Consider the following 25,877-nt stretch of genomic DNA (forward strand, 5'->3'; position numbering starts at 1 on the left):
CTGTATAACAATGGAGTGTGTTGCATGCTTTTAGACAAATCATTACATAGAGTGTTGCTGAATCCTAAACTTCTTCAGCAATCGACATCAGAGCAGCACCTTATCTACTTAGTAAAGCAATATCTCAAAACAGGATATAAGAATTATCGCTTATTACGTGTAGAGGACGGATTCGCGATATGTAAACGGGAGGATGAATAATATGGCGGTTTATAGACAAGTACAAGTTTCTTTTTGGCAGGATGCAAAAGTTATTGAGGAAATGACTCCAGAAGATAAGTTGTTTAATCTGTATCTTTTAACTAATCCACGTACTACACAAATAGGAGTTTACCAAATTACGAAAAAGCAAATGGCTTTTGATTTAGGTTACTCAATGGAAAGTGTTAATGCGCTATTAGATCGATTTGAAAAGCATCACAAATTAGTTAAGTATAATCCAGAAACACGAGAGCTAGCCATTATTAATTGGGGGAAATACAACCTCAATAGAGGTGGGAAGCCAGTAGAAGATTGTATTCGTAAAGAACTAGATGGAGTAGGAGATACTAGCCTAGTAGCTTTAGTAGCAGCAAAAGTTAAAAACGATAAAATTCGTGCTATTTTTGAAGAATTTCTTCATGCTAACGATACGTCCGACGATACGTCAACGACAGGTGGACAAGAAGAAGAAAAAGAAGAAGAAAAAGAAGAACAACAACAAGAAGAACGCACAAGCGCGGAAGAAGTTGTTGCGGTTAATCCAATTACTTTTTACGAGCAGAACTTTGGATTCATTACACCTTATATCGCAGATGGTATTCACGGATGGATAGATGATTTAAATGCAGAGCTTGTTGTAAAAGCTATGGAAATTGCTTTAGAGAAAAACACTAGAAATATGAATTACGTAAATACGATTTTAAGAGATTGGCATCTTAAAGGCTTAAAAACAGTAGCAGACGTTGAAACCGCTGATAAAGAATTTCGTGCTCAACGATATGCAAAAGCACAACAGTCGTCACAAGTACCTTACCAACAAAAAGGCTTATCGGAATCTACTAAAAACGTGATACAACAGCAAGAATCATGGGAACAAAACATTCCAACGGATGAAGAACTTGCAGCACTTAATCAACAGAATGGATGGTTGATTCAATGAGTAACGATATGATTCGTAACGTAGAAGCTGAACAAAGTGTTTTAGGTAGCATTATTCAAGAAGGCGATTTAATTAAAGATTGCCAGCTAAAAGCAAAACAGTTTTCTTTACCAACACATCAAGTGATTTTTAAAGCGATGAGAGAGCTAGAGGATGCTGAGGCTCCGATAGATCTTGTTGCTCTCATTGGAAAATTCGATGAAGGATTTATGCATCAAATTGGCGGGATTGAATTCTTTGTAAATCTAACAGAAGTTGTAACCACAACTAAAAACTTTTCATATCACGAAGGGCTGGTGATTGAAGCTTGGAAGATGAGACATGCTCAAGAGGTTGCTGGTAACTTATATAACCGTCTTCAGCAAGATAAAGATATGAGCGCAATTAGTACTTCGATTGATGAACTAAGCGCCATTGAAGAAACAGGTTATTCAGATGAATTTAATTTAAAAGAAACACTTGTGGATCTGTATAAGGAAATGCAAGTTGATGTAGGTGATTTAACTGGTATACCAACTGGTTACGATGATTTAAATAGAATGACGGCTGGATTACAAGAAGGTGATTTAATCATTGTTGGCGCTCGACCTTCAATGGGGAAAACAGCATTTGTATTAAACGTCGCTTTTCATGCAGCCAGTGCCCATACAGCAACAGGGGTATTTTCGCTAGAGATGGGAGAAAAGCAATTAATTAAGCGAATGATCTCAAGTACTGGAAATGTAGATGCTACGAAATTGAAGAATCCTAAAAAGCTTTGCAATTTAAAGGATTGGGAGAAGATTAGTCAGGCGATGGGATTGATAAATGACTTGCCATTAGAAATTTACGATAAAGCAAATGTCACGATGCAAGAGATTTACGCTAAAACTAGGAAGCTAAAGCGTAAGCACCCTGATAAAAAAGTTTTAATCGCAATTGATTATTTACAGCTTATTGTAGGTGATCCCAAGCATAAAGGAAATCGCATGCAAGAAATTGGAGAAATTAGCCGCAAGTTAAAACTTATGGCCCGAGAGCTAAACGTATGCGTGGTTGCATTATCGCAGTTAAGTCGTGCTGTTGAGAGCAGGCAGGATAAAAGGCCCTTACTCTCAGACTTACGTGAAAATGGACAAATTGAGCAAGATGCGGACTTAATCGCGTTCTTATATCGTGAAGATTACTATGACCGTGAAACCGAAAATAAAAACATTACAGAAATCATTTTAGCAAAACAGAGAAATGGTCCAGTAGGTGTTGTGGAATTAGCATTCATTAAAGAATTTAGTAAGTTTGTAGGCTTAGAACGAAAGTTTGATAGACAACAGGAGGCTTAATAATGCTATTACGTCAGGAAGTAGAGCGAAGAAAGTTAGCAATTATTCGTAAATTATTAGACCTTGGATTATCAGAAATTAATGGCCAGACATTAGATCAACTAACATTAACGCAGCTAGAGGGAATATTAATCGCAAGCTTGCAAGTATTGGAGAGAAGCAATGGTGCCCAAGCAACTAACAATCTTTGATGTGGAATCAGTCGTATCATTTGATCCTAAGAAAGCGCATATTCATCGCGTGAACTCAAAACTACGGTATGCAGATGTAGTTGTGCAAATACCACGTCAAGCTAAAGCAATTGAGGAATTAAAACCGACGACAGCACCCGATGAACGCTATGAGTTATTTGAAGAGTATGCGATTGGAATTTGGCGTTATAAACGAGCGGAGGATAAACAATTTGTATGGGAAGAAGCTGAAGAAATTTGTAAGCGGGCAAGAGATGAAAAAGAGCCGATTCCAATTCGGCTCCATCTATCATCGGAACAATCATTTGTTCCAGAAAATGTTTTGCAATATTTATAGACAAATAAAAAAAGCTGAGATCACTCTCAACTTACTCGACAAAGTAATTATAACACATTTGGGAGTGGTTTCGGTGGCAATTATCAAAGAAAATATTGCGGAAATGACAGCTGAAATAGATTTAAAAACGAATGGTATTTACATCGTTAAAAATGGTCAAGTTCAATTAATCCAACCACCTCAAGGTGGATTTGGTGAACAATCATTTACTTATAAAGACGGAAAAGTAATTCGCATGGACGAAAGAAAAACTCAGTTAATTTAATATACGATTAAAAATCTTGTGAGAAATGAGGGGCTATAGAAATGGAAGAAAAACAAACTGAAAAAATAAAGACACATATAAAAATATCGATACCTATAGGTGACGATGAATCTATAAAAGAAGAAATTCAAAGGTGCCTTAGAGAAACTCAAGACATTTCTCAAATAGAAATAGAACGTCTTGAGTTTGAAATTGAACTTCACAAAAAGTATGTAAGTTATTCAAGATAACTTAGATGAAATGTTTGATTATAGATTGAGCAACATTCTGCATGGTATTAGCGGTGTCGTTAAGGTGAGAATGCTTAACAGTTGTATAAACTAAATCTTGAGAATATCCGAAATTAATAGTATGGGATTCTTCAAATAAATTGTTATTAAAGTCCTCGTATGTAATTTTTACATTAACTATATCATCCATTTCGGACGGTACGGCAGTCATAAATTTTTGGTTTGGTGCTATGAGGCTATTAGTGATTGAGTCAATCGTGCCATTACGCCCAAGATCTGGCAAACTCTTATTAAACTCAATATTAATAATTCGTGCACCTGATTTGCCGAAATTTTTAATAATAAAGTATTTCGCTTGAAAACCTGTATCAATTGCAGATACAAAACATGTGACATAAGGTCGATTTGCCTCTTCGATAGATTTTCGAGTTAACTTTAATGATTTTAATGCTATAAAAATGGATGTAATAGCGACAAGTGTTGAAACGATTATTCCAGATATTTGTATCCAATCTGAAATCTTCATAAGTATCACCTCCTCTCTATGGGGAATTATACCAGGATTTAGTAGAGAAGCTAGTCACAAGTGTACTGATGTGAAGTAAGACCAAATTTGAATTTTATTAAGAAATGGGGAATGAGAAATGGCTATTGAAGCACATAAATGTAACGTTAAAGGATGTAATGGTCTTGTAGTTTTTGAAAATGCTGATTTTGATTTGCAAAATCCTGACACAATTAAAGGAGTTTATGCACTTGATGATCCTACTTGTAACGTTTGCGGAAAAGAATTTTTAGTAGTACCTAGCTATTCTGTCATTGATCTTGATGTAGAAACACAAGAATTTGAAGAAATTGAACCAGCTTGTATTACTGAATGGCAGAATCAAAAATTTTAACCAAAGCGTTATTTGAATAGAAAATGGCAGGTAATTGACTAAGTTACCTGCCGCGATCCAAAACAGTCCGGAGGAACAAGCTCCGTTTTAAAAGAGTGTAGTCATGGGAAGTTGACTTGTAGATAGTATGTGTAATGTGGAAAAGAATATTCGTAAAGGGGAATGAAAAATGAATACAGTTACTATTAAATTCGGTCAAGGTACAGAAGCTTGGAAGGATATGCAAGAAGTAGTTAAAGCTCTACATGATAAAGGATATATTGCTCAGCCTTACGAGGATATTGGAACGGTAAAACTAACTAAGAAAATCAATGACGAATTAGTGGATAAGAAACAGCAATTTAATTGTGATATTTGCTTTTTAAATAAGGATATTGAAGAAAAGTCTATATATCAATTTGATGAAGGTGGCGACATTGTAGCATGTGTAGATTGTGAGAAAAAAGCATTTGAACAGTCAAAAAACCAAACAAAATAGTTATTCGAATAAGAAAAGAGGAGCGGCGATGAAGAAACAAAGATGGAGAAAAACAAAAGTTAAAACTTGTTACTTATGTGACAAGAAATTAAATATAAACCAGATCCGAGGCATAAATGATTGGAGTTATAAAAACAAAATTTTGTATTGGTGTGAGGATTGCGTAGAGTATTAAAACAAAATTCTTATTGTATGACCAAAAATAAAAGAACCCGTTTGCTATAAACGGATTCTTCTCTCAAGGTCTGCAAGAAATTCAAGGTAACTGGACCAGAGCACCATATTGAATTTCTTATGATATTAATGTATTCAAAGAAATCTAAAAGATGAATGGGAATTAAATAAAATCTTTATTTAAATAAAAAGAGCGCTAATCGAGAGCGCTCCTTATACCTCATTATAACGACAGTGACGAACTCACATTATTTAGAAAGGCACTATTATTGTATGTCAAAGTATGAGAGTAGTGAATGGATTTAGACAAAATCGGTATTTGAATAGAAAAAGAGATAGGGTTCACAACCCCATCTCTTCCAACAGAGATAAGTGCAGTTTTGCTTCTTCGCAATTTGGATTAATACAGTAATGAATAAACGAATGTTCATCGTGTTGTATGAGAGGTTGATCACAAGATACACATGTATATAGTGAGAGCATTTTATATACCTCCTTACAAATTATGGATTAATTTTAACATAGTTTTAGCTGGTTGAGGAGTAAGAAAAAATCGTTATTTAAATAAAAGAAACCCCGTTTGTCCGCGGGGTTCCTAAGGGTAATTGTCAAGTAATGACGTACTCAACTAAATAACCATATCATGAATTTTTTTGTAAAAACACTGGTAAATGTGTCCAAAAAAATGAGGGCATCATTTTCAACAAAAACGCTATTTGGCATAAAAAATAGTTTTGGCCACAATGTGAAAGTTTGGAACAAATTAATAAAAAGGGCGGATAAAACATGAAAGAAGATTGTTTAAACTGCGGCAATTCATTATCAGACGATGATAATAATCTGTATTGTTCGGTACACCAAAAGGTAGTCGATGAAGATGAAAAGTGTGATGAATACAATTAAAACCATTAATTATAAATAGTCCAAAAGATTATTAGAAGGCGAGGTGAAAAAATGAATTTATGGAATGACACATTCAAAATCGAAATGACTTTCAAGGGACGTAATAACCAAATTAAAAAGAGATTTATTTCATATAAAGGATCGTTGAAATCAGCAATCCGGAGCATTACTAAAAAGTACAGAAACAAACATATGGTAGTTAACTTTTATAACAGTGAAGGTGCATGGTTAAAGGAAATTGGATGGTAATTTGCAAGTCGGAAATTTAATCCGGAACAAAAAACATTTTAGTAGAAAGTGGTGAAATATGTGTATATAGCAACTGTTTTACTCCTGGCGTTTGTATGGTGCTTTAGCATAATATCATTTTCAGTTTACACAACAGCATACTTTTGTGTTGATCACTCGAAAGGTAACTTATACAACGCGTTTTTTGCTGGAATTGCCTTAGTATTATCGATGCTTGCAATTTACTTATACATTTCAAACATTTAATTGAACTGGAGGTTGTGACAGTGAAAGTGAAGGAGTACGCCGTTTATAAAGGTGAATCATTTGTATGTGTCGGGACCATATTGCAATGCGCCCAATATTTGGGCGTACGTCCTGAAACGGTTAAATTTTATAAGAGGCCTGCATACAAGAGGCGAGTGGCGGAACGGAAAAATGCTAGAAATTATATAACTGTTACGGAACTTGATGAAGATTAGTATAAAAATTTCATTTTGTTGAAAAGGGGAATGGATATGGAAAAGTGGCCTGAAGAAAGAATTGAAGCTTATAAAAGATATGTGACAAATGAAGATAAAAACATTGAATTGTTTGAACGCCAATTGGAATACAAACAAAAAGAAATTCAATGCTTACAGAGAGCAATTAAAAGAGCTTCACAAAGAAGAGAGTCAGATGCTTTAGAATTGCGTAATCAAGGGTGGGAATTAACAGAACAAGGCTGGAATAATACGAAATAAAAGAGCAGCTAGCAAAAGCTAACTGCTCCTTTTGACAAAAGATTCCGGGCTGCCAACACTGTTAAGAAAGCAGCTTATAGATAGTATGCACAAAGTTGTGCTAATTATTCAAATGAATAAAGGACAGTTAGCGAAAACTAACTGTCCAACCCTTAAAGAAAGGGAGGAATTAATGGGTATATAAAAATTCCTCCATCTACAGTATTGACGGAATATTGAGTTTTATTCAGGGGAGGAAGAGGGAAATGAAAGAAATTAAGTTTCGTGCATGGGATAAAGTATATAAGCATTTTCACGAAGGAGACCTTATCAGAGACTACCACATCGGTGAATTTATTGATAATCCAGAATACGAAGTAACTCAATACACAGGATTAAAAGATAAAAACGGCACTGATATCTATGAGGGTGACATTGTAAAAGCTTGGTCTACTGGTTCATACGGTACATTCGAGGTTCGTTGGAGACAAGATGGTTCGCCTTGTTTCATTTTATATCCAGCGTTTCAACATGGAGAGATGTGGAGATTGCATGGGGTGAAAGATAAAGATGGTAATTATTACGACGATGTAGAGGTTGTAGGGAATATCTATGAAAATCCTGAACTGATCAAAAACTAAACAAAATAATCCTTTGGCGATAAAATGATAATTTTTCGCCACAAGTGGAGAAAAAGAAGATTTAGAAATTATTAAGTAAAATCCTTTGAAAAGTTAAAAAAATGCAAGAAAATGATATAATAATAGCAATTAAACATTTAGTCCTACTGGAAGAACCAGCGGACACTGAACTACAAAGAGCATTAGTGATATTGCTCTGTAGTTTGGTGTCCGCTTTTTTTATTTTGCTTAGAGGTGATGGGAATGAAAAAGATTCGTAATCAGCAGCAAAAGGAACAGAATAGGCAGCGTAAGAAAGAAAAATTAAGTGTTCGAGATATAGAGGAATTAATGGGCATTCGTAGACCAAGATATGAGCGTGGTCATGGCGGTGCTTTTAGACAAAAATAAAAAATTGGAGGAATTAATGTGAATAAACAATTAGAATTTCAAATGCCTGTTATTGATGAGGAAAAGACAAAGGATTCAGTAGAAGAAGTATTTGAAGAGTACAGACGATATTTAGCGATGTTACCGAGTGATTTACTTCCTAAAGTAACACCATCGTATTCAATTGTTCCTCCATGTGTAACGAATGAATTTAATAGCTCTACAGAAAATATTGCTATTGAGAGAATTCAATTTGAAGAAGCTAGAGAAAGGTTCATGAAATGGATTCATAGGGCAGTTAATAGATTACCAAAGAGAGAAAGAAAAATTATATATATGTATTATATGGAAGAGTATAAAGGGTACGATCCAGACATAATGGATGAAGTTAAATTAGGTAGAACTACATATTACAAAGTGAAAGGGAAAGCTCTATTACGTTTGGCCTTTAGTTTACGAAAAGAAGTGTTTAAGCAAAGTACACAAAACGGAGAGGTAGAAACAGCATGAACATTGTACAGCCGATTCGAAATAAAGAGATTATCCAAGAGATAAAGGAATTCTATAAGAAGCAGAATGAGAGAAACTACATTCTGTTTCTTCTTGGTATTAATACAGGCTTTAGGATATCAGATATATTGCGCTTGCGTGTTCGTGATGTAGAGGGATGGAATATTGTTATACGTGAAAAGAAGACGAGGAAAATAAAAGATATTAAGATGCCATCAGAATTAAAGAAGGCAATTCGCGATTATACAAAAGGAAAGCCGAAAACCGAGTATTTGATCAAAAGTCGGAACGGGAAAAATAAGCCAATTACAAGGGCAATGGCTTATGTGATACTAAATCAAGCGGCGCAAGAGTTTGGATTAGAACGTATTGGGACACATTCTTTACGTAAAACGTACGGATATCATCATTATCAACAGTTTAGAGATGTAGCGGTTTTACAGCAAATGCTAAATCATACAGAGCAAAAAGAAACATTGAGATATATCGGAATTGAACAAGATACATTAAATGATTATCAAAGGAAATTTAAAATCTAATTTCTTTCTTTTTTTATCAATTTTTGAATTAGCTACAAACTGAACGTGTCAAATTCATTTCTGTAATAATACATGAAGGCTTGATACATATGAGGTAAATGCGTACAGGTGAATTTAACACACTCTAGTTTATAGCTAATTCATTCTCAAGGATTAAAGAACATATTTATTCAAAACTATGCAAAAAGAAGCTGAAAAACGATGTGCAAAAATACAGAAATAAAAAACGCGAACTATTCGTGAACTATTTGCGAACTATTTACGGACACGTTTTGGTTTTTAACATGATATATTTGTATTGTGAGAAGTGGCGGAAAACATTTCTCACAAAATTCCTGATAATGAAAATGGATCGTCATGACCGGTGGCGATGGTTGCAGATTGGATGGATAGTTGTTTCTTGATTTCACATTCAATTGCAATTTATGTTATTCAAGCGAAGAAGGGCTTTTGCTCTTCTTCCAGTTACTTAATAAGGTTGGCGCAGATGAAGGCAACAACATTAGGTGATTGGAAAAAGAATAAAACTTCACGTACCACAATTAAAATACAAATGAATTATTGAGAGAAAAGCATCCATTCGGGTGCTTTTTATTTTTGAGGAGGATGAAGGGTGGAAACTAAAACATTAGTACTTAAAACTGTAAAGCAATATAAGATTGATCCGAATAAAATCCAATCATTAGATGATGTGATTTCTATTTTGAAAAATGTAACGATATATGTGAATGGTGAAGAAGCATTAGAAGGTCTTGAACATTTAATTGAAAAGGATAATGAGCAATGCAATTAACTAAACTTGAAAATGCGATTGCTATCGGTACAATCCTTAATGCTATTGGTGAAGAGAATCTTAAAGATTACGTGGAATTAGAATCATTGCGACCAGTAGTTAAAGAATTAAATAGGTTAAACAAAAGAACGAAGCCGAAAGAAAAGAAAGAAGCGATAACAAGTTTAATAGGCAAGTTAATGAGTGAGGTGTAAGATATGGAAACACATGAGCTTATTCAGTTAATAAGAGATAACAAGCTTATGAAGTTCTATAAGTCTAGGGAATGGCGTGAACTAAGGCTCAAGGCATTAAAGAGAGATAACTTTGAATGTTGTATGTGTAGAGATAAAGGGAAGTATCGTAAGGCTGATTGTGTTCATCACATCAAGGAAGTGAAAGAATATCCAGAGCTTGCTTTAACATTCGATAACCTTATGTCTCTATGCAATACATGCCATAACGAAGTGCATGACCGTTTAAGGGGACAGGGAAAGCTACCAGCGTTTGTTAATGAAGAGAGATGGTAAAACATGATAATAAACGATAACGGTCGTGAGTACGATACTGAGTACCTTGAGAGAGTGGCAATGCTAGAACCAGAGGATAGAACAAGTGTAGAGCGAGACATCTTTAATGCTGGTGCTCGTTTTATTTATTATAGATACACACAAGTCAGAGATATTATTAATCGTAATCGATGTAATAACTTAACGATTGATAAAGTAAAACAACTTTTAGATATAGATAGAGTTCAAATGTTCTTACCAATTACTGAAGAAGAAATAAATTATATTATTTCTTTTGTTGAACGATATATACAAATTAAATAAGTACCCCCCTTAAAATAAAATCGACTTTCCTTCGGGGGAGCTTTCAACGGGAGGGGGAGAGCGGTTAAAACATTTTTGCGAATTAAAAAGTAAGAGGGGGGGTACTTGTGCGAAAACTATCAAAAAAAGCACAGATAAAGCAAGATTTATTACAACAATTGGAAAATAGCGGTTTGCATGGTATGCACTACGTTGATCTTGTTGATGATTACATGACATTGTTTGATGCGAAAAATAAGTTAGCAAGAGAAATGAAAAAGAATGGACCTATGATTGAATGGCAAAACAGTGAGAGTCAAAAGGGAGTCAAGGCTAATCCAGCTACAAAAGAATTTCGTGAGACAAACAAGCGCATGACGGAATTATTGAAAGTGCTTGGCTTGAAAGAACCAATATATGATGAAGGTACTGATGACGATGACATCTAGATTTCCAACTACATATCAATATCATCCATACATCGATGAGTATATGCGCATGGTTGAGAATGGAGAAATTCAAAGTTGCAAAGAACAAAAGCTACTTATGAAGTTTCTTCGTTGGAAGTTAGACAAACCAGGTGTGGTGATTGATGCAGAGGCTATTGAAAAATCAGTAGAGAAGCCAGCCCCTTACTTTCCTTTTTCTCTTTTTGCTTGGCAGAGGTTCTGTAATGCGTTTATTTACGGTGTGCGTTATGCAGATGGTCGTCTTATGTTTGACAGGTATTTGTTATTACTTGGTCGTGGGGCAGGTAAAAACGGGTATATCAGTTATGATTGCTTTTATATGTTAAGTGGTCATCATGGAATTAAAAATTATGATATAGACATTGTGGCGACTTCAGAAGATCAGGCGAAAACATCATTCGAAGATGTGTTAAATATTTTAGAAACTCCTAAATTTGCAAGAAAGTTAAAAAAAGTTTTTTACAAATCAAAAATACTCATTAAACATATAAAAACAAAGTCTAAGTTTGAATTTAATACGTCAAATGCTCGTACGAAAGATGGTAAGCGAAGTGGAACTGTTATATTTGATGAGTTACATGAGTATGAGGACTATTCGAATATAAAAGTCTTTACATCCGGCCTAGGTAAAAAGAAAGACCCAAGGATTTTCTATATTACGACAGATGGAAATGTTCGTGGTGGAGTGCTGGATGATATGAAAGAAGAAGCACAAATGGTTTTGAATAAAGAATTACCGGACTCTACACTATTTCCTTTTATATGCAAACTGGATGAGGAACAAGAAGTTCATGATGAGTCAATGTGGGAAAAGGCAAATCCTTCATATCGATATAATGAAAATTTACAGCATAAAATGCGTAAAGAATATCACGATATGAAACGCAATAGTGCATTGCGAATTGAGTTCATGACAAAAAGAATGAATTTACCTGTCGAGGATACAAGGAAAGAAGTTGCTACCTATGAGGAAAGGTTAGCTACAGAGCAGCCATTTCCTGACGATATCCAAGGAATAGAATGTATAGGAGCTGTTGACTTTGCGCAAATACGCGACTTTTGTTCAGTAGGGATTTTATTTAAAAAAGACGGGAAACGTTATTGGATGCAACATACATTCATGCATCATACAGCTCCTAAATTACAAGACATTAATCAAGACATAATTAAAATAGCTATTGAAAAAGGTCTGTTAACGGTTGTATATGATAAATCAATAAGTGCAGAACATGTATTAAATTGGTTTGTCATGATGAATAAGACATATCGTATTAAGAAAGTTAGCATGGACTTGTATCGTTCTACAATTTTAAAAGAAGCATTAACTACAGCAGGATTTGAAGTTGAAATTGTACGTCGTGGACCAGCCACACATAGCATGTTAGCCCCGCTTGTAGAGGAGATGTTTATTAAGCAAACAATTGTTTTTGGCGATGATCCTCTTATGCGTTGGTATGTTGGTAATGTATACAAAGAAGAAAAAATGAATGGAAATATTGAATATAAAAAGATTGATAAAGAAAAGCGGAAAACAGATGGGTTTTTCGCCTTTTTGCATGCCTTAAATTTTGATTCGGAATTAAGTGAACATAAACAACTCACTCCGGGAACGTTCAAAGTAAGAACTTATTAGAAAGGTAGGTGAAGGAATGGGATTAATAGATTGGATAGGCGGTTGGTTTGGAAAGAGAAACAGGGAAGTACTAAAAAGTTATTTGTATGAGTCTTCTCTTGATTTTTATTTTAAAAAATTAGCTGTAAATACTTGTGTAGATCTAATTGCGAACACGCTTGTACGTTGTGAGTTCCAAACTTTTGAAAAAGGAAAAGAAGTCCGAAATGAAAACCATTATTTATTTAATGTACAGCCAAATCAAAATCAAAACGCATCTCAATTTATGCATAGCTTAGTTTCACATTTGATTTATGATAACGAGTGTTTAGTAATAATGCATAACGATCAACTTTATGTAGCCGATAGCTTCAATAAAGAAGAATTTGCATTAAGAGAAAATTGGTATACAAACGTTACAATAAATGATTTCACTTTTACCCAGAAGGTATTTAAAGAGAGTGAAGTTTTTTACTTTCAATTAAATGATGAAAATATCATGAATGTAATAGATGGTTTATATGGAAGCTGGGGAAAGTTAATTACTTCTGCAACGAACATTTATAAGCGCTCTAATGCTATGCGAGTTGTAGTGAAAGGCGATTTTTTAAGACCACAAACTGATGAGATGCAAGAACAAATTGATGCAATGTTTAATGACCAGTTTAAAACATTTTTCGAAGCGGATAATGCAGGTGCCGTTTTCCAATTACAAGATGGATACGAATTAGATAATTTCAGCAATACTTCAAAGGGAAATAAATTAGATAGTCGAGATATTAAATCATTGGTAGATGACATTATTGATTTTGTTTCTATGGCTTTTCATGTACCAAAAGGAATGTTAAAAGGTGATGTGGTTGATGTATCTAAACAAACGGATAATTTCCTTATGTTTTGTATCAATCCACTTATAGAATTAATTACAGATGAAATAAATCGGAAGTTTTATACAAAAGAAGAGTACTTAGGGCGAACATATTTGAAAGTTGATACAAGTCGAATTAAACATGTGGACATTACAGAGCTTGCAAATGCTTGTGATGTATTTTTCCGAATTGGTGTAAATTCAATTAATGATATTTTACGAATGTTAGGGCGTGAACCTATAGATGAGGAATGGGCAGAAATGCGTTATGTTACTAAGAACTATGAATCAGTTGAAAGCGCAGAAGCGATGAAAGGAGGTGTAAAAGGTGACAACAATCCAAATTCCAAAAATTAATAAACGTTTTGAAGTATTTAATAAAGTAGAAAATGATGAAACCGACCTGTTTTTATATGGTTCTATTGGTTCAGGTTGGTTTGCTGATATTACGGCTGATGACGTGAAATATAAATTGGACAACATTTCTACCGGTACGATTAATATTCATATCAATTCACCAGGTGGTGATGTATTCGAATCTATTGCAATCCATAATCTTCTTAAAAATCATAAAGCGAAGGTTAATGTTTATATTGATGGTTTAGCGGCATCAGGTGGTTCTGTTATCGCAATGGCAGCAGATAAAATTATTATGCCGAAAAATACGATGATGATGATTCACAAGGCATGGACATATGCAGCAGGTAATTCAGAGGATTTAAGAAAAGTAGCTAATCAATTAGAAAAAATTGATACGGCAGTAACAGAAAGTTATACAACTCGTTTTGTAGGAGAGAAAAGTGAACTTGAAACACTGCTAGCAGAAGAGACTTGGTTAACCGCTGAAGAATGTAAAACGTTTGGTTTCTGTGATGAAATTTCAGATGAAATAGAAATCCCAGAAGATGATGAAGGTGATGAGTTAGAACCAAAGGCAAAGATATTAAACAAATATAAGTCATCCGTCAAAAAACAAGAAGAACCAAAAGAAACTACTCATAATAGCAAAAACGCATTATTTACATTACTAACAGCTTTAAACACTCCGAAACGGTAGTGTTTTTTATTTTGTATAAAAATAGGAGGAATTTAAAAATGAAAAATTTAGATCGTGAAACTCAAAAACAAAATGAAATGAGAGAGAAGTTATTAAATGCAATGAATAGTGGTGATGAGGAACAAGCAGCGACCGCTATGATTGATTTTGCAAACTCTATTCAAGAAAACATTATCAATGAAGCGCGACAAGCTGTAAACGAAGATTTAACAGATCAACAAGTAATGGTAAGTAGAGGGCTACAAGTTTTAACGAAAGATGAACAAACATATTACAACACTGTTATTGCTAATAAAGGTTTTGCAGGTGTAGAAACGTTAGTTCCGGCAACTGTATTCGAACGTGTATTTGAATATTTACGTACAAACCACGCACTATTGAACTACATTGAATTTGTAAATACTACTGGCGTTACAGACTGGATTGTCAAAAAGGGAAATGTACAGTCTGCTTGGTGGGGAAAACTTTGTGAAGAAATTAAAGAATTATTGGATGATGGATTTGAAGTTATAACAACTAATCTATATAAACTAAGCGCATACGTTCCAGTTTGTAACGCAATGTTAGATTTGGGCCCGATTTGGTTGGATCGTTATGTTCGTGAAATTTTAACTGAATCAATGGCTATTGCATTAGAAGAGGCAATTGTAAATGGTACTGGTAAAGATCAACCGATTGGAATGATGAAAGATCTTAATGGAGCAGTTACTGCAGGTGTTTATCCAGATAAAAAGGCAATCGCACTTACTAGTTTATCGCCCAAAGCATTAGGTAAAGAAGTAATGGCACCACTTACAAAAGATGGTCGTCGTGCAGTAAGTAATGCGTTAATGATTGTGAATCCACTTGATTATTGGGAAAAAATCTTTCCAGCAACAACGTTCTTAACACAAAATGGTGCATATGTATCTGGTGTATTACCAATTCCAGCAACAGTTCTTCAATCTCTAGCTGTTCCAAAAGGAAAAATGGTTGCAGGAATTGCACGAGATTATTTTATGGGTGTTGGTTCAACTCAAAAAATTGAAACATCAACAGAATATAAATTCTTAGAAGATGAAACAGTGTATCTATCTAAACAATATGCGAATGGTCGTCCGAAAGATAACGAATCATTCTTAGTATTTGATATCAGTGGTTTAAATGCTGATAATGAAACGCCTACACCCTAATAAATCCTCCACATTAAGAGTGGAGGAAGTTGATTTTAATAGTATGTTAAAACCAGAATTAGTTGCTTATGCAAATCAATATAATATAGATATTTCTTCAGCGACATTAAAAGAGGATATCCGAAAAATTGTAGAAGAAGCAGCAACAAGTGGTGATTAAAATGGAACAAACATTAAGTGAAGCATTACTTGAAGATGTGAAAAGCCGTTTAAGGATCACTTGGAATGATGAAGATAAACAATTAATAAAAACAATTGAACGTGGAAAGGCGTATTTACAAAAACTTTGTGGTACGTCTTTTTCTTTTGAAGAAGAAGATCAAGTTAAGCAATTACTTATTGAACGATGCAGATATGAGTATAACAACGCCTTGGAGGATTTTGAAAAGAATTTCCGAGGAGAATTGCAGCGTTTAATTATAGAATCTGCCTTGAAAGAGAGGGCAAAAGGTGAAGTCATACAATGAAACATTTAATGATGGTTTTCTAAAATACGGACGTACAGAAACGAAGCGTAGTGAAAATGCAAAGCGGATCAAAGGTATTTTTTCAGAAGAAGGAAAACTAGCTTTTAGAGAATTGTCAGCAAGGGACAGTGACTATCAATCTTGCGGATTATTAAATGCAAAGTTAGATAAAAAGGTAAAGACTTTATTCCCTCCTTCATTTCGTTCTGTTAATAAAAACAAATTAAAAGTAGTTATAGATCAATTGGAATACGATGTCATAAAAGTTGATTCAGATAAACAGTATTTATATTTCTATTTACAGGAAGTAGGTGGACATATTGCTGAGTAACGAACAATCAAAAAAGCGACTCCAGAAAATGAATAGCTTGTTAATAAAAAAATTAAATGAAGCATTCAATGTAGAGATTTACCAGGATCAAGTAAGTGAAGATGAAGAAGAAAATTATCATTACTTCATATTTGAAACAGGTGGCTTTGAAAAAACAGAAAACCAATTCACACTTAGGCAACACGTTTTAATTCGTTATTACTCTGAAAATCGAGATGACTTAGACGAAAGAATGCTAGATATTATTGCAACACTTGAAGCTACAGGACATTCTTTTCAGCGTTCTGATAAAACATCTATTCAAAAAGGAGAAACTGACGAATACGTTGATGAAATTGAAATTTATGTAACGAGAAGTGTTAAATATGGCTGCTAATTCATGGAGTGTTGAGTTTGGTGATATTGAAGCCTTAGAAAGAAAAATGAAACAAATACCAAGGAAATCAGAGCAAACACTTAATAGAGTTTTGCATACTGACGGTGTGAATCTTGCAGTCGAGTTCATTCAGCCTAAAATTCCAGTTTCTACGTGGAAAGGGCGAGTGAGAAATAAAAAACACGCCAAAGATCAAAAAGCTTTAACGAATAGCAAATTAAACTTAGGTTTTATGATTCGCCCAACACCTAGATTCAATTATTTAAAGTATCCCGATTTAGGGATAGGAAATTCAAAGAAAAACACACCGCGAAAAATATTAGAGCGTGGTTTGCAAACAGCTACGCCGAAGATATCAGAACGCTTAAATACAGAATTAGATAAGGTTATCAATCAAACATTAGGAGGTTAATCATAATGGCAAAAACAGTTATTGAAGAATTTGATTCTATGTCATTTACAAACGTAGGTATTCAATTTATTGAAGGTGGTGTTCAGCAAACCGGAACAAAGTTCGGTTGCGTCGGAACAATTGAAGGTGAAACGGAAATGCTTGAGATGGTAAAAAAATGCGAAGGGTTAGAGGTTAAAAAGGTTTCTAAGCCTACTAAAATGACTTTGACTCTTTCTGGTCATTTACGTGTAGACGTACTTAGAAAGATTTTTGGAATTAAGACAGAGGGCTTAAAAGCTGGTGTATGGTCTTACGGGACAAAATCAAAAGGAAAATCATTTGTTTTAACAGCGGATGTAATTGATGAATTTGCAGATTTAAAGAAAATGGTTGCCTTTTCTAACTGTGCATCTACGACGGGATTCAAATTCAAGGTAGAAAACGGTGCGGATGAATTAGCAGAAACGGAATTAGAATTTACAGCACTTAAAGATAGTAACGGTGAATTTTATTATGAAGCATTATTTGATGAAGTGGACGATGTGCAGGTAAAAGAGAAATGGCATACACAATTCACGCCAAGTCTTGTAAAACTGTAAAAATAACAGTAACAACTCAATCAAAAAAGGGGACAAGTAACCTATGAAAGTCGAAATCGTAAAATTAAAAGAAGTAGAAGTTGTAAATGTAGATGGGTACTTTAAGGCAATTGAAAAAAATCATCAAACAGTTCCTTGCTTTATTACGAATGCTGCAATGCAACGAGGACAAAGTTTAGGTTTAATCGAACAATCACTTATGCAAAGTTTATTTAAAATGAATAATTTAGCAAACGTGAATCCAAACGAAATCGATAGCGATGCATTACAGGGTTTCAATGAAATTGAGATGCAAAAAATTATTTATTTAGGATGCCTTGGGGCGAATAAACAATTTCCATATAACTTTGAAGAATTCATTGAAATATTCCATTATTCTTTTGAAGAAACAATGGAGCTGTATTCTAAGTTAATTTCAAATATAACAAATGGAAAGAAAAATAATTTTGCTAAAGGTTTAGCGGGTAGTGCAAAGTCTGGCGGAAAAAAGAAATAAAGCCACCGAAAATAAACATTGAATGCGTAGAGGACAAATATGTTCTCTACGTTTTAATTTATGGGATTGATCCAGAAGTTTTTTGGCATTTTCCCGTCGCATCGGTGGAGCGAATAGCAGAAGGGAAGCTTGCCTTTGATAGTTGGAAAGCTAATCCACGCTAAGAAAAGGCAGGTGAAAATATGGCGAATGGACCAGAGTCAAGAATAACGTTTAAGGTTTTTAATCAAGAATTTAATAAAGCAATGGGCGAAATGAAGAATGAAAGTTCTAAGTTACGCCAAGAGTTCACATTGCAACAAGAACAACTTAAATTAAGTGGGACAGAAACCGAAAAATTAAATGCTAAGTTAGGATACTTACAACAGCAACAGCAATTAGCTGCACAAAAGGTTGCAGCTACAGAACAGCAATTAAGTAAAGCTAAAGAAATGTATGGTGAAAATTCTACTGAAGTTGAAAAATTATCTCGTCAGCTAGGAAACGCTCAAATTGCTGAACAAAAATTTTCGAATCAGATCAAAGAAACCGAATCAGCTTTACAAAGATTAGAGCAACAAAACAGTAGTACAGCACAAGCTATAAATAAACTAGGAACAGAAGAAACAGAGCTTGTAAATAAATCAGCGAAATTACGTGCAGAGTATGATTTGCAACGCGCATCATTAGGCAATAACGCTACAGAATCAGAAAAGTTAGGTGCAAAGCTTCAGTACCTAAGTCAAGCGCAACAAAACGCCGCACAACAAACGAAAAACTGTGAACAACAGTTAGCGGCAGCTAAATCACAGTATGGTGAAAATTCCGCTGAAGTTAATAAACTAGAAACGAAGTTATTACAGTTAAATACAGCAGAGCAACAACTGAAAAACCAAATTGAAACCACAAATCGAAGTCTGAAAGAACAAGAAGATGAAGCAAAAAGAGTAGCAAGTTCAACCAAGCAATTAGAAACTCTTTTTGAAGCAACTGGAACTAGTGTAGATCATTTTGCGAATGCATTAGGTGGTCATTTAACGTCAGCGATTAAGCAAGGAACAGCCTCATCTTCTCAATTAGATGAGGCTATTAAACGTATTGGACGGGAAGCATTAGGAGCAGAAACGGATATAGAGAAATTACAAAGGGCTCTCCGGTCTGTAGATGATGGTAATTCAATACGGCAAGTGCAAAATGAATTAAGAAACCTGCAGCAAGAAGCCGAAAGAACAGAGAAGAAGTTTGAAGGGCTAAAAGTAGGACTTGAAAATGTTATCGGTGGTATGGCAGCAGGTGGCGGAATTGCAGCCGCTATTGAAAAATCGATGGATATGTCAAAGCTACAAACCAAAATTGACATAAGTTTCAATGTCCCGGAATCCTCTAAAAAATCTGTAGAGGAAGCTGTAAGGGGCATTTCAGCATATGGATTAGATGCTGAAGAAGCTCTTGAAGGTGTAAGGAGACAATGGGCATTAAATAAAGATGTTAGTGATGAAGCAAATGCTTCTTTTGTAAAAAGCGCAGCTGTTATTTCTCAATCATATGCAGGTATTGATTTCACGGAATTAATTCAAGAGGTAAATGAAGTAGGTAGCGAATTAGGTCTTACACAGGAAGGCGCTCTTGGATTAACAAATGCCTTGCTTAATATGGGTTTCCCACCAGAACAATTAGATATCATTGCTGAATACGGCGGGCAGCTTACGCGAGCTGGCTACAATGCTGAAGAAGTACAAGCGATTATGGCAGCTGGGGTTGAAACAGGCACCTGGAATTAGATTATAGTTCCCTTGTATGGCGACATACAATGAAAAACTCCTTTAATTCAGTGAAACTCTCAAATGAGACAATACTGAGCGAAGCCTTTTTATTAAGGAACGTGCAACGACTAGTCGAAAGACGTAGGGTGTAAGCAAATGACACTCGAAACGGGGAGCAACTCAAGTAGTTGAAGATATAGTCTAATCTATGCGGTGACGTATAGCAGTTCATAAGAGAACGGGCGTGACGTTGCGAATCACGTTGAATATAAATGATTGATAATCTCTTAGATGGTCTGAAAGAAGGTCGTATTAAAGCGGCTGAATTCGGTCAAGGTGTCGATAAAGCTATGACAGAAGCTCTTGAAGGTACAAAAATTTCAGCAGAACAGGTTCAAAAATGGGGAGTAGCTGTAGCAAACGGTGGTAAAGCAGGTTCAGTAGCAATGACTGAAATTGCAAAGGCTTTATCAGAGGTTGACGATGAAACCAAACGGAATGAATTAGGTGTTAAGTTTTTCGGAACAATGTATGAAGATCAAGGGCAAAACATTATTAATACTTTGCTAGGCGCGAAAGATAAAACTATTGATTTCGGAAAGCAGCAGGAACAATTGAATGATTCCATTAAGAAAATGGATGCGAACCCAGCAGTTAAGTTCCAAAAGGCAATGCAAGACTTGCAAACGGCTCTCAAACCTGTTCTTGGGGTTATAGCTGATGTTGTTGCTAAAATCGCAGATTGGATTTCTAACAACCCTAAATTAGCGGCTACATTAGCAGCTGTAGCAGTAGCTATTGGTGTGATTTCAGGAGCATTTATGGCGTTAGCACCAATAGTTGTCGTTATATCGGGGATAGGGGCTGCCATGATGGGATGGATAGCTCTATTTGCCGTCATTGTAGCCGCGGTAGTCGCTTTAAGTATTACGATATATGAAAATTTTGATTCCATAAAAAAATGGACGATCGATATTTTTAATTCTATAGGCGAATATCTATCGCAAATTTGGAGCGGAATAGTTGAAACGGCATCAACTTGGTTATCTATTCTTGTAGAATCAGTGTCTGGCTGGTGGTCATCTTTAGTAGAATCAACGAAAATATGGTTCTCTTCCTTGGTTGAAACGGCATTGACTTATTGGGCATCTTTAGTAGAGACGGCTTCCTCATGGTTATCTTCTTTAGTTGAAACAGTAGTAGGGTGGCTCTCTTCTTTGGTTGAAACGGCGTCAACTTGGTGGTCGAACTTAGTTGGAACGGCATCTCAATTCTTTATGCAATTGTTCCAAAAATGGCAAGAAACATGGAATTCTATAGTTACATTCTTAGATCCTATTATTTCGTTTATTTCTACGATTCTTGAGGCAGGGTGGTTATTAATACAAGCGGGAGCACAAATTGCTTGGATGTTAATATCTCAATATATTATCCAACCAATTCAAGACGCTTATAATTCGGTACGTGCAAAAATTGGAGAATTGGTTACATGGCTTGGTACGCAGTGGGAAATTGCCAAGGCTATGGCGCAAGTTGCTTGGGGATTATTCAAGCAATATATTATTCAACCAGTCCTGGAAACTTGGGCTTTAGTGAAGCGGAAATTTAGTGATTTAGTTTCTTGGCTTGGTTCACAGTGGGAATTAGCGAAATCTTACACACTAGCAGGGTGGAAATTGATAAAACAGTATGTAATTCAACCAGTCCAAGAATTGTGGAGCTGGACGAAACAAAAGATTTCGGATTTAGCCAACTGGATATTAGGGAATTGGGAATCTATAAAATCTTATACACTTGCAGCGTGGCAGTTAGTTTATAAATATATAATCAATCCAGTTATTTCAGCCTACAATTCAACGAGGGAAAAATTTGATAGTTTAGCTAATGCAGCAAGAACAAAATTTGATTCTGTGAAAAATGCGGCTCTCGAAAAGTTTGAAGCAGCAAAGAACTATATTGTTGATCCAATTAGGGAAGCGGTTAATAAGGTGGGCGGTTTTATTGATAAAATCAAAGGATTCTTTAGTAATTTAAAACTGAGAATTCCTAGTCCTACAATGCCGAAATTACCACACTTTAGCTTGCAAACTAGCACAATGACATTTATGGGAAAAGCTTTTACTATTCCAGCGGGTATTAACGTAGACTGGTATGCAAAAGGTGGCATCTTCACTAAGCCCACAATTTTCGGGATGAACGGTGGAAATTTACAAGGTGCTGGCGAAGCCGGACCGGAAGCGGTGTTACCTTTGAATAAAAAAACACTCGGATCAATTGGTGAAGGAATTGCGGCTACAATGCAGAATTTGCCTTCGAATAATCAATTGTTTGAGGTTGTAGAAACCATGAAGCAAAGTGTAGCTAATACAATCCAAAATGTAGCTTCTCAATTATCCAAAATTAACGCTGATGATGGATCAAACGCATTAGGAGAAGCACTTTTACAAAGTGTACCTAATATGGCTGTAACAACTTCTGGTGGTGCTAATCAGCAACCAATTGAAGTTAATTTTTATAATACTGTACGAAATGATAAAGATATTGACCGCATGTTTGAAAAAGCCGATGATTGGTTTACGCAAAAAGGACGTAACTTAAATATTGGAATAGGGAGGAATTGATTTGCTAGATATGGGAATTGATAAGGAATTAGCGAGTGACTATAAAATATGCATGGTAGATCGTCCCGCTATTCCAACAGCAAAACAAAAAATAGAATATATAGAAGTACCAGGTAGACATGGTGCATTAACAAAAAAAGGGGCGTTCGAGGACGTCCCTTTAAAAATTAAGTTTAACTTATTGGAAGAAGAAAATATAAAACCTTTAATCCGACGCATCAAGGCATGGCTCATGAATGGCAAAACACTATATTTCACTGATGATAATGTGTATCGAAAAATTAAATCTGTAGAAATTGGTGATATCGCAAATGAGATTGAAGAGTATGGAGAGTTTCAAGTTGAATTTACTCTTGACCCTTTTGAATACACTGAAGATATAAGTTTAAAACTAGATAAGCCTGGTGTTATTTATAATCCTGGAACGTTCGAATCAGAACCAAAACTATGGATTGTTGGTGTTGGAAATTTAAGAGTAACAATTAATGATATTTCTTTTAGAATAAAGAATGTTATAGGTTCTGTAGTAGTAGATTCTGAGATATTAGAAGCATATTTAGATACCGTATCATTAAATAATGTGATGGAAGGGGAATTTCCAATACTAAAAGTAGGACCTAATAACATACAGTGGTCAGAAAATGTTGAATATATACAAATAAAACCACGGTGGAGATATTTATGATTACGCTATACAAAGCAGATGAGACTAATTTTACTAACAATGGAATTGGTATTTTAGATAAACATATTTATAACGCAACTGTTGAGGAAGAACTCAACGGTTTATTTGCATTTACATTTAGTTATCCTTTATTTGCACCACATGGAATCAAAATTGATGGTATGAGTATTATTAAAGTCCCTACACCAGATGGTGAACAATTATTCCGTGTAGTTAATCCACGACCAAATATGGGCGAATTAACGGTACAATGTTATCACATTTTTTATGATTTAACAGAAAATCTGATTGAAGATATATTTATACAATCAACAAATGGAAACGGAGCAATGAACCGTTTATCTACAGGGTGTCAATACAAACATCCTTTTGTTTTTTACTCTGACATTACAACAACAGCAAGTGCGCGTATCGTAAGGAAAAACCCGGTCGAAGCTCTTTTAGATAAGGGGCAAGATAATTCATTTATAAATCGTTGGGGCGGCGAGTTACAGAGAGATAACTTTGATGTGAAAATGTTGAGAAATCGTGGCATGAATCGTGGTGTTGTGATTGAACATAAGAAAAATTTACTTGGCTATGAAGGGAGTGTTGATTGGAAAAGTCCTATCACTAAAATTATGCCTCAAGGATTTGATGGTCTACTTCTTCCAGAAAAATATGTAGATAGTCCAAATATTATTAAATACCCTCACCCTAAAATAAGAGTGATGGAATTTAAACATATTAAAGCAGCAATTGGTGAATATGCAGATGATAAAGATGCTGTTCCTTTAGAGGAAGCGTATAGATTATTACGTCGAGCCGCCGAGGACATGTACACGATTCAAAAGGTTGATCTTCCAAAAGCTACATATAAAGTTGAATTCCAAGAACTTTCTCAAACAGAGGAGTATAAAGATTATGCTGTTTTACAGCAGGTATATTTAGGTGATACCGTCACTGTTAAACATAAAGAAGATAATCTTGATATTCAAGCGAAAGCTATTTCTTATAAATATGATCCAATAAAAAAAGAATATATAGAAATAACTTTAGGTAATTTTAAAGAGTCTTTTACAAATGTGGTTGGCAAATTAGATCAAATTCAAAATGAAATTTTAGAAATGCCCAGCTCTATATTAGAAGCCGCAAAGGAAAACGCAACAAACCTTATTAACTCTGGGTTTGGTGGGCATGTTCGTGTTTATCCTGATCGTATTTTAATTATGGATACCAAGGATGAAATGACTGCTAAAAAGGTTTGGCAATGGAATATCAATGGATTGGGGTATTCTTCTAGAGGAATAAATGGACCCTATGGAACAGCTATTACAAATGATGGACGAATTGTTGCGGATTTTATTACCGCTGGAACACTTACTGGTGATTTAGTACGTGGCGGTGAGGTAACTGGTTCAACCTTACGCACAAACGACGGTTGGAACTATGTTCACATTCAAAAGCAATTCATCCGTTTAATGGAGTCGGATTTATGCAGAGTTTTTCTTGGATACTATAATGATCGCACAGGTCAAATTCAACCAACAGTTGTATTGGGAGGGGATTCTAGTTTTCAAGACGGTTCTGTTGTCTTAAGTAAACAGCCAACGCAAGGATTCTTAGGAATAATAAATGGAAAAGATTCTTATGGAGACCCTTATTTCGTAAGTTCAGTTGCTTTCAAAAGATCAGGTGATTTGAATCTTAGTGCCGGAATGAATGGTAATGTAACTGTTAAATCTGGTAAAGGTATAGGTCATTATGCGCAAGGTGGCTCGTTTTGGGCAGAGGCAACGGGCGGGATAACATTAAACGGCGGGGCTAAAACCGTATGGTTGGAAAGTCAGTCTTCTATTGTTTGCAGCTTAAACGGAAAAAATATGCTTGATGTAGTGGATAACAATGGAGAAACGGATTTACGATTTCAAACATTATTACTTAGAAATGGAGCAGTACCTGGTTATGCAGGTAAATTACAGGTTAAATCTGGTTCGGGTACTTCGTATGCACCTGTAATGGCGAGTAATTTTGAAACATCATCACAACGTAAGTATAAAACGAACATTAAAGATGTACAGATTAATGCTTTAGAAAAAATTATGGGATTAAATATTCAACAATATAATTTGAAAACAGAAATGGAACAATTGTATGAAATGCGGATGAATCGTCAAGAAGACGATTCGACTATATTTACTACAAATGATATTCCAATTCGATATGGTTGGATTGCAGATGATGAAAATACTCCTGAGTGTTTCGTTACAAAAGAAAGAAATGCAGCTGAAATATATTCTTCTTTATCTCTTCAAATTAGAGCGTTTCAAGAAGAAAAAATTGCAAAGGATGCTGAAATCAATGCATTAAAAGAAGCAAACAAACAGATGAATCGTAGAATTGAGGTTTTAGAAAAAATGTTAGTTCAAAAATTATAAATGAGAAATCAGAGCAGCATTCATAAGCTGGTCTTTTTTA

General features: G+C 35.0%; 36 protein-coding genes. 35 read left to right on the plus strand and 1 reads right to left on the minus strand.

What is annotated here, in order from left to right:
• The first annotated feature begins 24 nt into the window (after positions 1-24).
• From NST14_RS02965 to NST14_RS02995, 7 genes are all read left to right on the plus strand, one after another.
• The gene (locus NST14_RS02965) at positions 25-201 is read left to right on the plus strand and encodes a hypothetical protein (RefSeq protein WP_000923250.1); all 177 of its coding nucleotides are present in this window, start codon (positions 25-27) and stop codon (positions 199-201) included.
• Position 202: 1 nt separating this feature from the next.
• On the plus strand, positions 203-1,141 hold the full coding sequence (locus NST14_RS02970; RefSeq protein WP_000312162.1) for a DnaD domain-containing protein: 939 nt from the start codon (positions 203-205) through the stop codon (positions 1,139-1,141).
• Positions 1,138-2,460, plus strand: a complete 1,323-nt coding sequence (gene dnaB, locus NST14_RS02975) for a replicative DNA helicase (protein ID WP_000063899.1) — start codon at positions 1,138-1,140, stop codon at positions 2,458-2,460. Before NST14_RS02970 ends, dnaB begins: the two co-directional genes overlap by 4 nt.
• A 2-nt stretch (positions 2,461-2,462) precedes the next feature.
• Positions 2,463-2,651, plus strand: a complete 189-nt coding sequence (locus NST14_RS02980) for a hypothetical protein (RefSeq protein WP_000926793.1) — start codon at positions 2,463-2,465, stop codon at positions 2,649-2,651.
• Entirely contained in the window at positions 2,626-2,988 is a 363-nt protein-coding gene (locus NST14_RS02985) for a hypothetical protein (protein WP_001126008.1), read from the plus strand. The genes NST14_RS02980 and NST14_RS02985 overlap by 26 nt, the downstream gene beginning before the upstream one ends.
• Positions 2,989-3,061: 73 nt before the next feature.
• Positions 3,062-3,253: a DUF3954 domain-containing protein gene (locus NST14_RS02990; RefSeq protein WP_000974685.1), complete on the plus strand. Its 192-nt coding sequence runs from the start codon at positions 3,062-3,064 to the stop codon at positions 3,251-3,253.
• A gap of 41 nt (positions 3,254-3,294) precedes the next feature.
• Positions 3,295-3,483 carry a hypothetical protein gene (locus NST14_RS02995; RefSeq protein WP_000391590.1) on the plus strand — a complete coding sequence of 63 codons (189 nt, stop codon included), beginning with the start codon at positions 3,295-3,297 and terminating at the stop codon, positions 3,481-3,483.
• A 1-nt stretch (position 3,484) separates the two neighbouring features.
• Here the strand turns inward: NST14_RS02995 and NST14_RS03000 are convergent, their stop codons facing one another.
• Entirely contained in the window at positions 3,485-4,009 is a 525-nt protein-coding gene (locus NST14_RS03000; RefSeq protein WP_000703029.1) for a hypothetical protein, read from the minus strand.
• A 118-nt stretch (positions 4,010-4,127) separates the two neighbouring features.
• Here NST14_RS03000 and NST14_RS03005 point away from each other — a divergent pair, with 118 nt between their 5' ends.
• From NST14_RS03005 to NST14_RS03140, 28 genes are all read left to right on the plus strand, one after another.
• Positions 4,128-4,382 carry a hypothetical protein gene (locus tag NST14_RS03005; protein WP_000963458.1) on the plus strand — a complete coding sequence of 85 codons (255 nt, stop codon included), beginning with the start codon at positions 4,128-4,130 and terminating at the stop codon, positions 4,380-4,382.
• Positions 4,383-4,551: 169 nt separating this feature from the next.
• On the plus strand, positions 4,552-4,860 hold the full coding sequence (locus tag NST14_RS03010) for a hypothetical protein (protein ID WP_001099201.1): 309 nt from the start codon (positions 4,552-4,554) through the stop codon (positions 4,858-4,860).
• Between the two features lie 1,128 nt (positions 4,861-5,988).
• Positions 5,989-6,186, plus strand: a complete 198-nt coding sequence (locus NST14_RS03015) for a hypothetical protein (RefSeq protein WP_076875654.1) — start codon at positions 5,989-5,991, stop codon at positions 6,184-6,186.
• Between the two features lie 266 nt (positions 6,187-6,452).
• Complete coding sequence (locus NST14_RS03020) at positions 6,453-6,647, plus strand: hypothetical protein (RefSeq protein WP_098813852.1); 195 nt, start codon at positions 6,453-6,455, stop codon at positions 6,645-6,647.
• Between the two features lie 36 nt (positions 6,648-6,683).
• Entirely contained in the window at positions 6,684-6,908 is a 225-nt protein-coding gene (locus NST14_RS03025; protein WP_000417046.1) for a hypothetical protein, read from the plus strand.
• A gap of 245 nt (positions 6,909-7,153) precedes the next feature.
• Entirely contained in the window at positions 7,154-7,528 is a 375-nt protein-coding gene (locus NST14_RS03030) for a YopX family protein (protein WP_000658754.1), read from the plus strand.
• Positions 7,529-7,771: 243 nt separating this feature from the next.
• A complete protein-coding gene (locus NST14_RS03035; RefSeq protein ID WP_000723865.1) occupies positions 7,772-7,918 on the plus strand; it encodes a hypothetical protein in 147 nt (48 codons plus the stop codon).
• An 18-nt stretch (positions 7,919-7,936) separates the two neighbouring features.
• Positions 7,937-8,407, plus strand: a complete 471-nt coding sequence (locus tag NST14_RS03040) for an ArpU family phage packaging/lysis transcriptional regulator (protein WP_001041414.1) — start codon at positions 7,937-7,939, stop codon at positions 8,405-8,407.
• Positions 8,404-8,946: a tyrosine-type recombinase/integrase gene (locus NST14_RS03045; protein WP_001028530.1), complete on the plus strand. Its 543-nt coding sequence runs from the start codon at positions 8,404-8,406 to the stop codon at positions 8,944-8,946. Before NST14_RS03040 ends, NST14_RS03045 begins: the two co-directional genes overlap by 4 nt.
• Positions 8,947-9,559: 613 nt before the next feature.
• On the plus strand, positions 9,560-9,739 hold the full coding sequence (locus NST14_RS03050; RefSeq protein ID WP_069297361.1) for a hypothetical protein: 180 nt from the start codon (positions 9,560-9,562) through the stop codon (positions 9,737-9,739).
• On the plus strand, positions 9,730-9,933 hold the full coding sequence (locus tag NST14_RS03055) for a hypothetical protein (protein ID WP_001177578.1): 204 nt from the start codon (positions 9,730-9,732) through the stop codon (positions 9,931-9,933). The genes NST14_RS03050 and NST14_RS03055 overlap by 10 nt, the downstream gene beginning before the upstream one ends.
• 3 nt (positions 9,934-9,936) lie before the next feature.
• Positions 9,937-10,248, plus strand: coding sequence for an HNH endonuclease (locus tag NST14_RS03060; RefSeq protein ID WP_069297362.1), 312 nt, complete (start codon positions 9,937-9,939; stop codon positions 10,246-10,248).
• A gap of 3 nt (positions 10,249-10,251) precedes the next feature.
• A complete protein-coding gene (locus NST14_RS03065) occupies positions 10,252-10,551 on the plus strand; it encodes a hypothetical protein (RefSeq protein WP_069297363.1) in 300 nt (99 codons plus the stop codon).
• Between the two features lie 107 nt (positions 10,552-10,658).
• Positions 10,659-10,979, plus strand: coding sequence for a P27 family phage terminase small subunit (locus tag NST14_RS03070; RefSeq protein ID WP_048520072.1), 321 nt, complete (start codon positions 10,659-10,661; stop codon positions 10,977-10,979).
• On the plus strand, positions 10,963-12,633 hold the full coding sequence (locus NST14_RS03075) for a terminase TerL endonuclease subunit (RefSeq protein ID WP_048520071.1): 1,671 nt from the start codon (positions 10,963-10,965) through the stop codon (positions 12,631-12,633). The genes NST14_RS03070 and NST14_RS03075 overlap by 17 nt, the downstream gene beginning before the upstream one ends.
• Before the next feature lie 16 nt (positions 12,634-12,649).
• Positions 12,650-13,837 (plus strand): phage portal protein, encoded by a 1,188-nt coding sequence (locus NST14_RS03080; protein WP_048520070.1) that lies wholly within the window; start codon positions 12,650-12,652, stop codon positions 13,835-13,837.
• Positions 13,809-14,537 carry a head maturation protease, ClpP-related gene (locus tag NST14_RS03085; protein WP_048520069.1) on the plus strand — a complete coding sequence of 243 codons (729 nt, stop codon included), beginning with the start codon at positions 13,809-13,811 and terminating at the stop codon, positions 14,535-14,537. Before NST14_RS03080 ends, NST14_RS03085 begins: the two co-directional genes overlap by 29 nt.
• 38 nt (positions 14,538-14,575) lie before the next feature.
• Complete coding sequence (locus tag NST14_RS03090) at positions 14,576-15,709, plus strand: phage major capsid protein (protein WP_341118217.1); 1,134 nt, start codon at positions 14,576-14,578, stop codon at positions 15,707-15,709.
• 161 nt (positions 15,710-15,870) lie between these two features.
• A complete protein-coding gene (locus tag NST14_RS03095) occupies positions 15,871-16,176 on the plus strand; it encodes a head-tail connector protein (RefSeq protein WP_341118219.1) in 306 nt (101 codons plus the stop codon).
• Complete coding sequence (locus NST14_RS03100; protein ID WP_341118220.1) at positions 16,160-16,507, plus strand: head-tail adaptor protein; 348 nt, start codon at positions 16,160-16,162, stop codon at positions 16,505-16,507. The genes NST14_RS03095 and NST14_RS03100 overlap by 17 nt, the downstream gene beginning before the upstream one ends.
• Positions 16,497-16,883 carry a hypothetical protein gene (locus tag NST14_RS03105; protein ID WP_341118222.1) on the plus strand — a complete coding sequence of 129 codons (387 nt, stop codon included), beginning with the start codon at positions 16,497-16,499 and terminating at the stop codon, positions 16,881-16,883. Before NST14_RS03100 ends, NST14_RS03105 begins: the two co-directional genes overlap by 11 nt.
• Positions 16,873-17,295 carry a hypothetical protein gene (locus NST14_RS03110; RefSeq protein ID WP_000729815.1) on the plus strand — a complete coding sequence of 141 codons (423 nt, stop codon included), beginning with the start codon at positions 16,873-16,875 and terminating at the stop codon, positions 17,293-17,295. Before NST14_RS03105 ends, NST14_RS03110 begins: the two co-directional genes overlap by 11 nt.
• Before the next feature lie 5 nt (positions 17,296-17,300).
• The gene (locus NST14_RS03115; protein ID WP_001140846.1) at positions 17,301-17,876 is read left to right on the plus strand and encodes a hypothetical protein; all 576 of its coding nucleotides are present in this window, start codon (positions 17,301-17,303) and stop codon (positions 17,874-17,876) included.
• A 43-nt stretch (positions 17,877-17,919) separates the two neighbouring features.
• A complete protein-coding gene (locus NST14_RS03120; RefSeq protein ID WP_098487665.1) occupies positions 17,920-18,372 on the plus strand; it encodes a hypothetical protein in 453 nt (150 codons plus the stop codon).
• Between the two features lie 182 nt (positions 18,373-18,554).
• A complete protein-coding gene (locus NST14_RS03125) occupies positions 18,555-20,132 on the plus strand; it encodes a hypothetical protein (RefSeq protein WP_001273474.1) in 1,578 nt (525 codons plus the stop codon).
• A 254-nt stretch (positions 20,133-20,386) separates the two neighbouring features.
• Positions 20,387-22,735 carry a phage tail tape measure protein gene (locus NST14_RS03130; RefSeq protein WP_341118225.1) on the plus strand — a complete coding sequence of 783 codons (2,349 nt, stop codon included), beginning with the start codon at positions 20,387-20,389 and terminating at the stop codon, positions 22,733-22,735.
• Between the two features lies 1 nt (position 22,736).
• Positions 22,737-23,420: a phage tail domain-containing protein gene (locus NST14_RS03135; protein WP_000886390.1), complete on the plus strand. Its 684-nt coding sequence runs from the start codon at positions 22,737-22,739 to the stop codon at positions 23,418-23,420.
• The gene (locus NST14_RS03140; protein WP_000631935.1) at positions 23,417-25,837 is read left to right on the plus strand and encodes a phage tail spike protein; all 2,421 of its coding nucleotides are present in this window, start codon (positions 23,417-23,419) and stop codon (positions 25,835-25,837) included. Before NST14_RS03135 ends, NST14_RS03140 begins: the two co-directional genes overlap by 4 nt.
• The last annotated feature ends 40 nt before the right edge of the window (positions 25,838-25,877 follow it).

The sequence above is a fragment of the Bacillus sp. FSL W8-0519 genome (assembly GCF_038005585.1).
GTDB classification, from domain to species: Bacteria; Bacillota; Bacilli; order Bacillales; family Bacillaceae_G; genus Bacillus_A; species Bacillus_A paranthracis.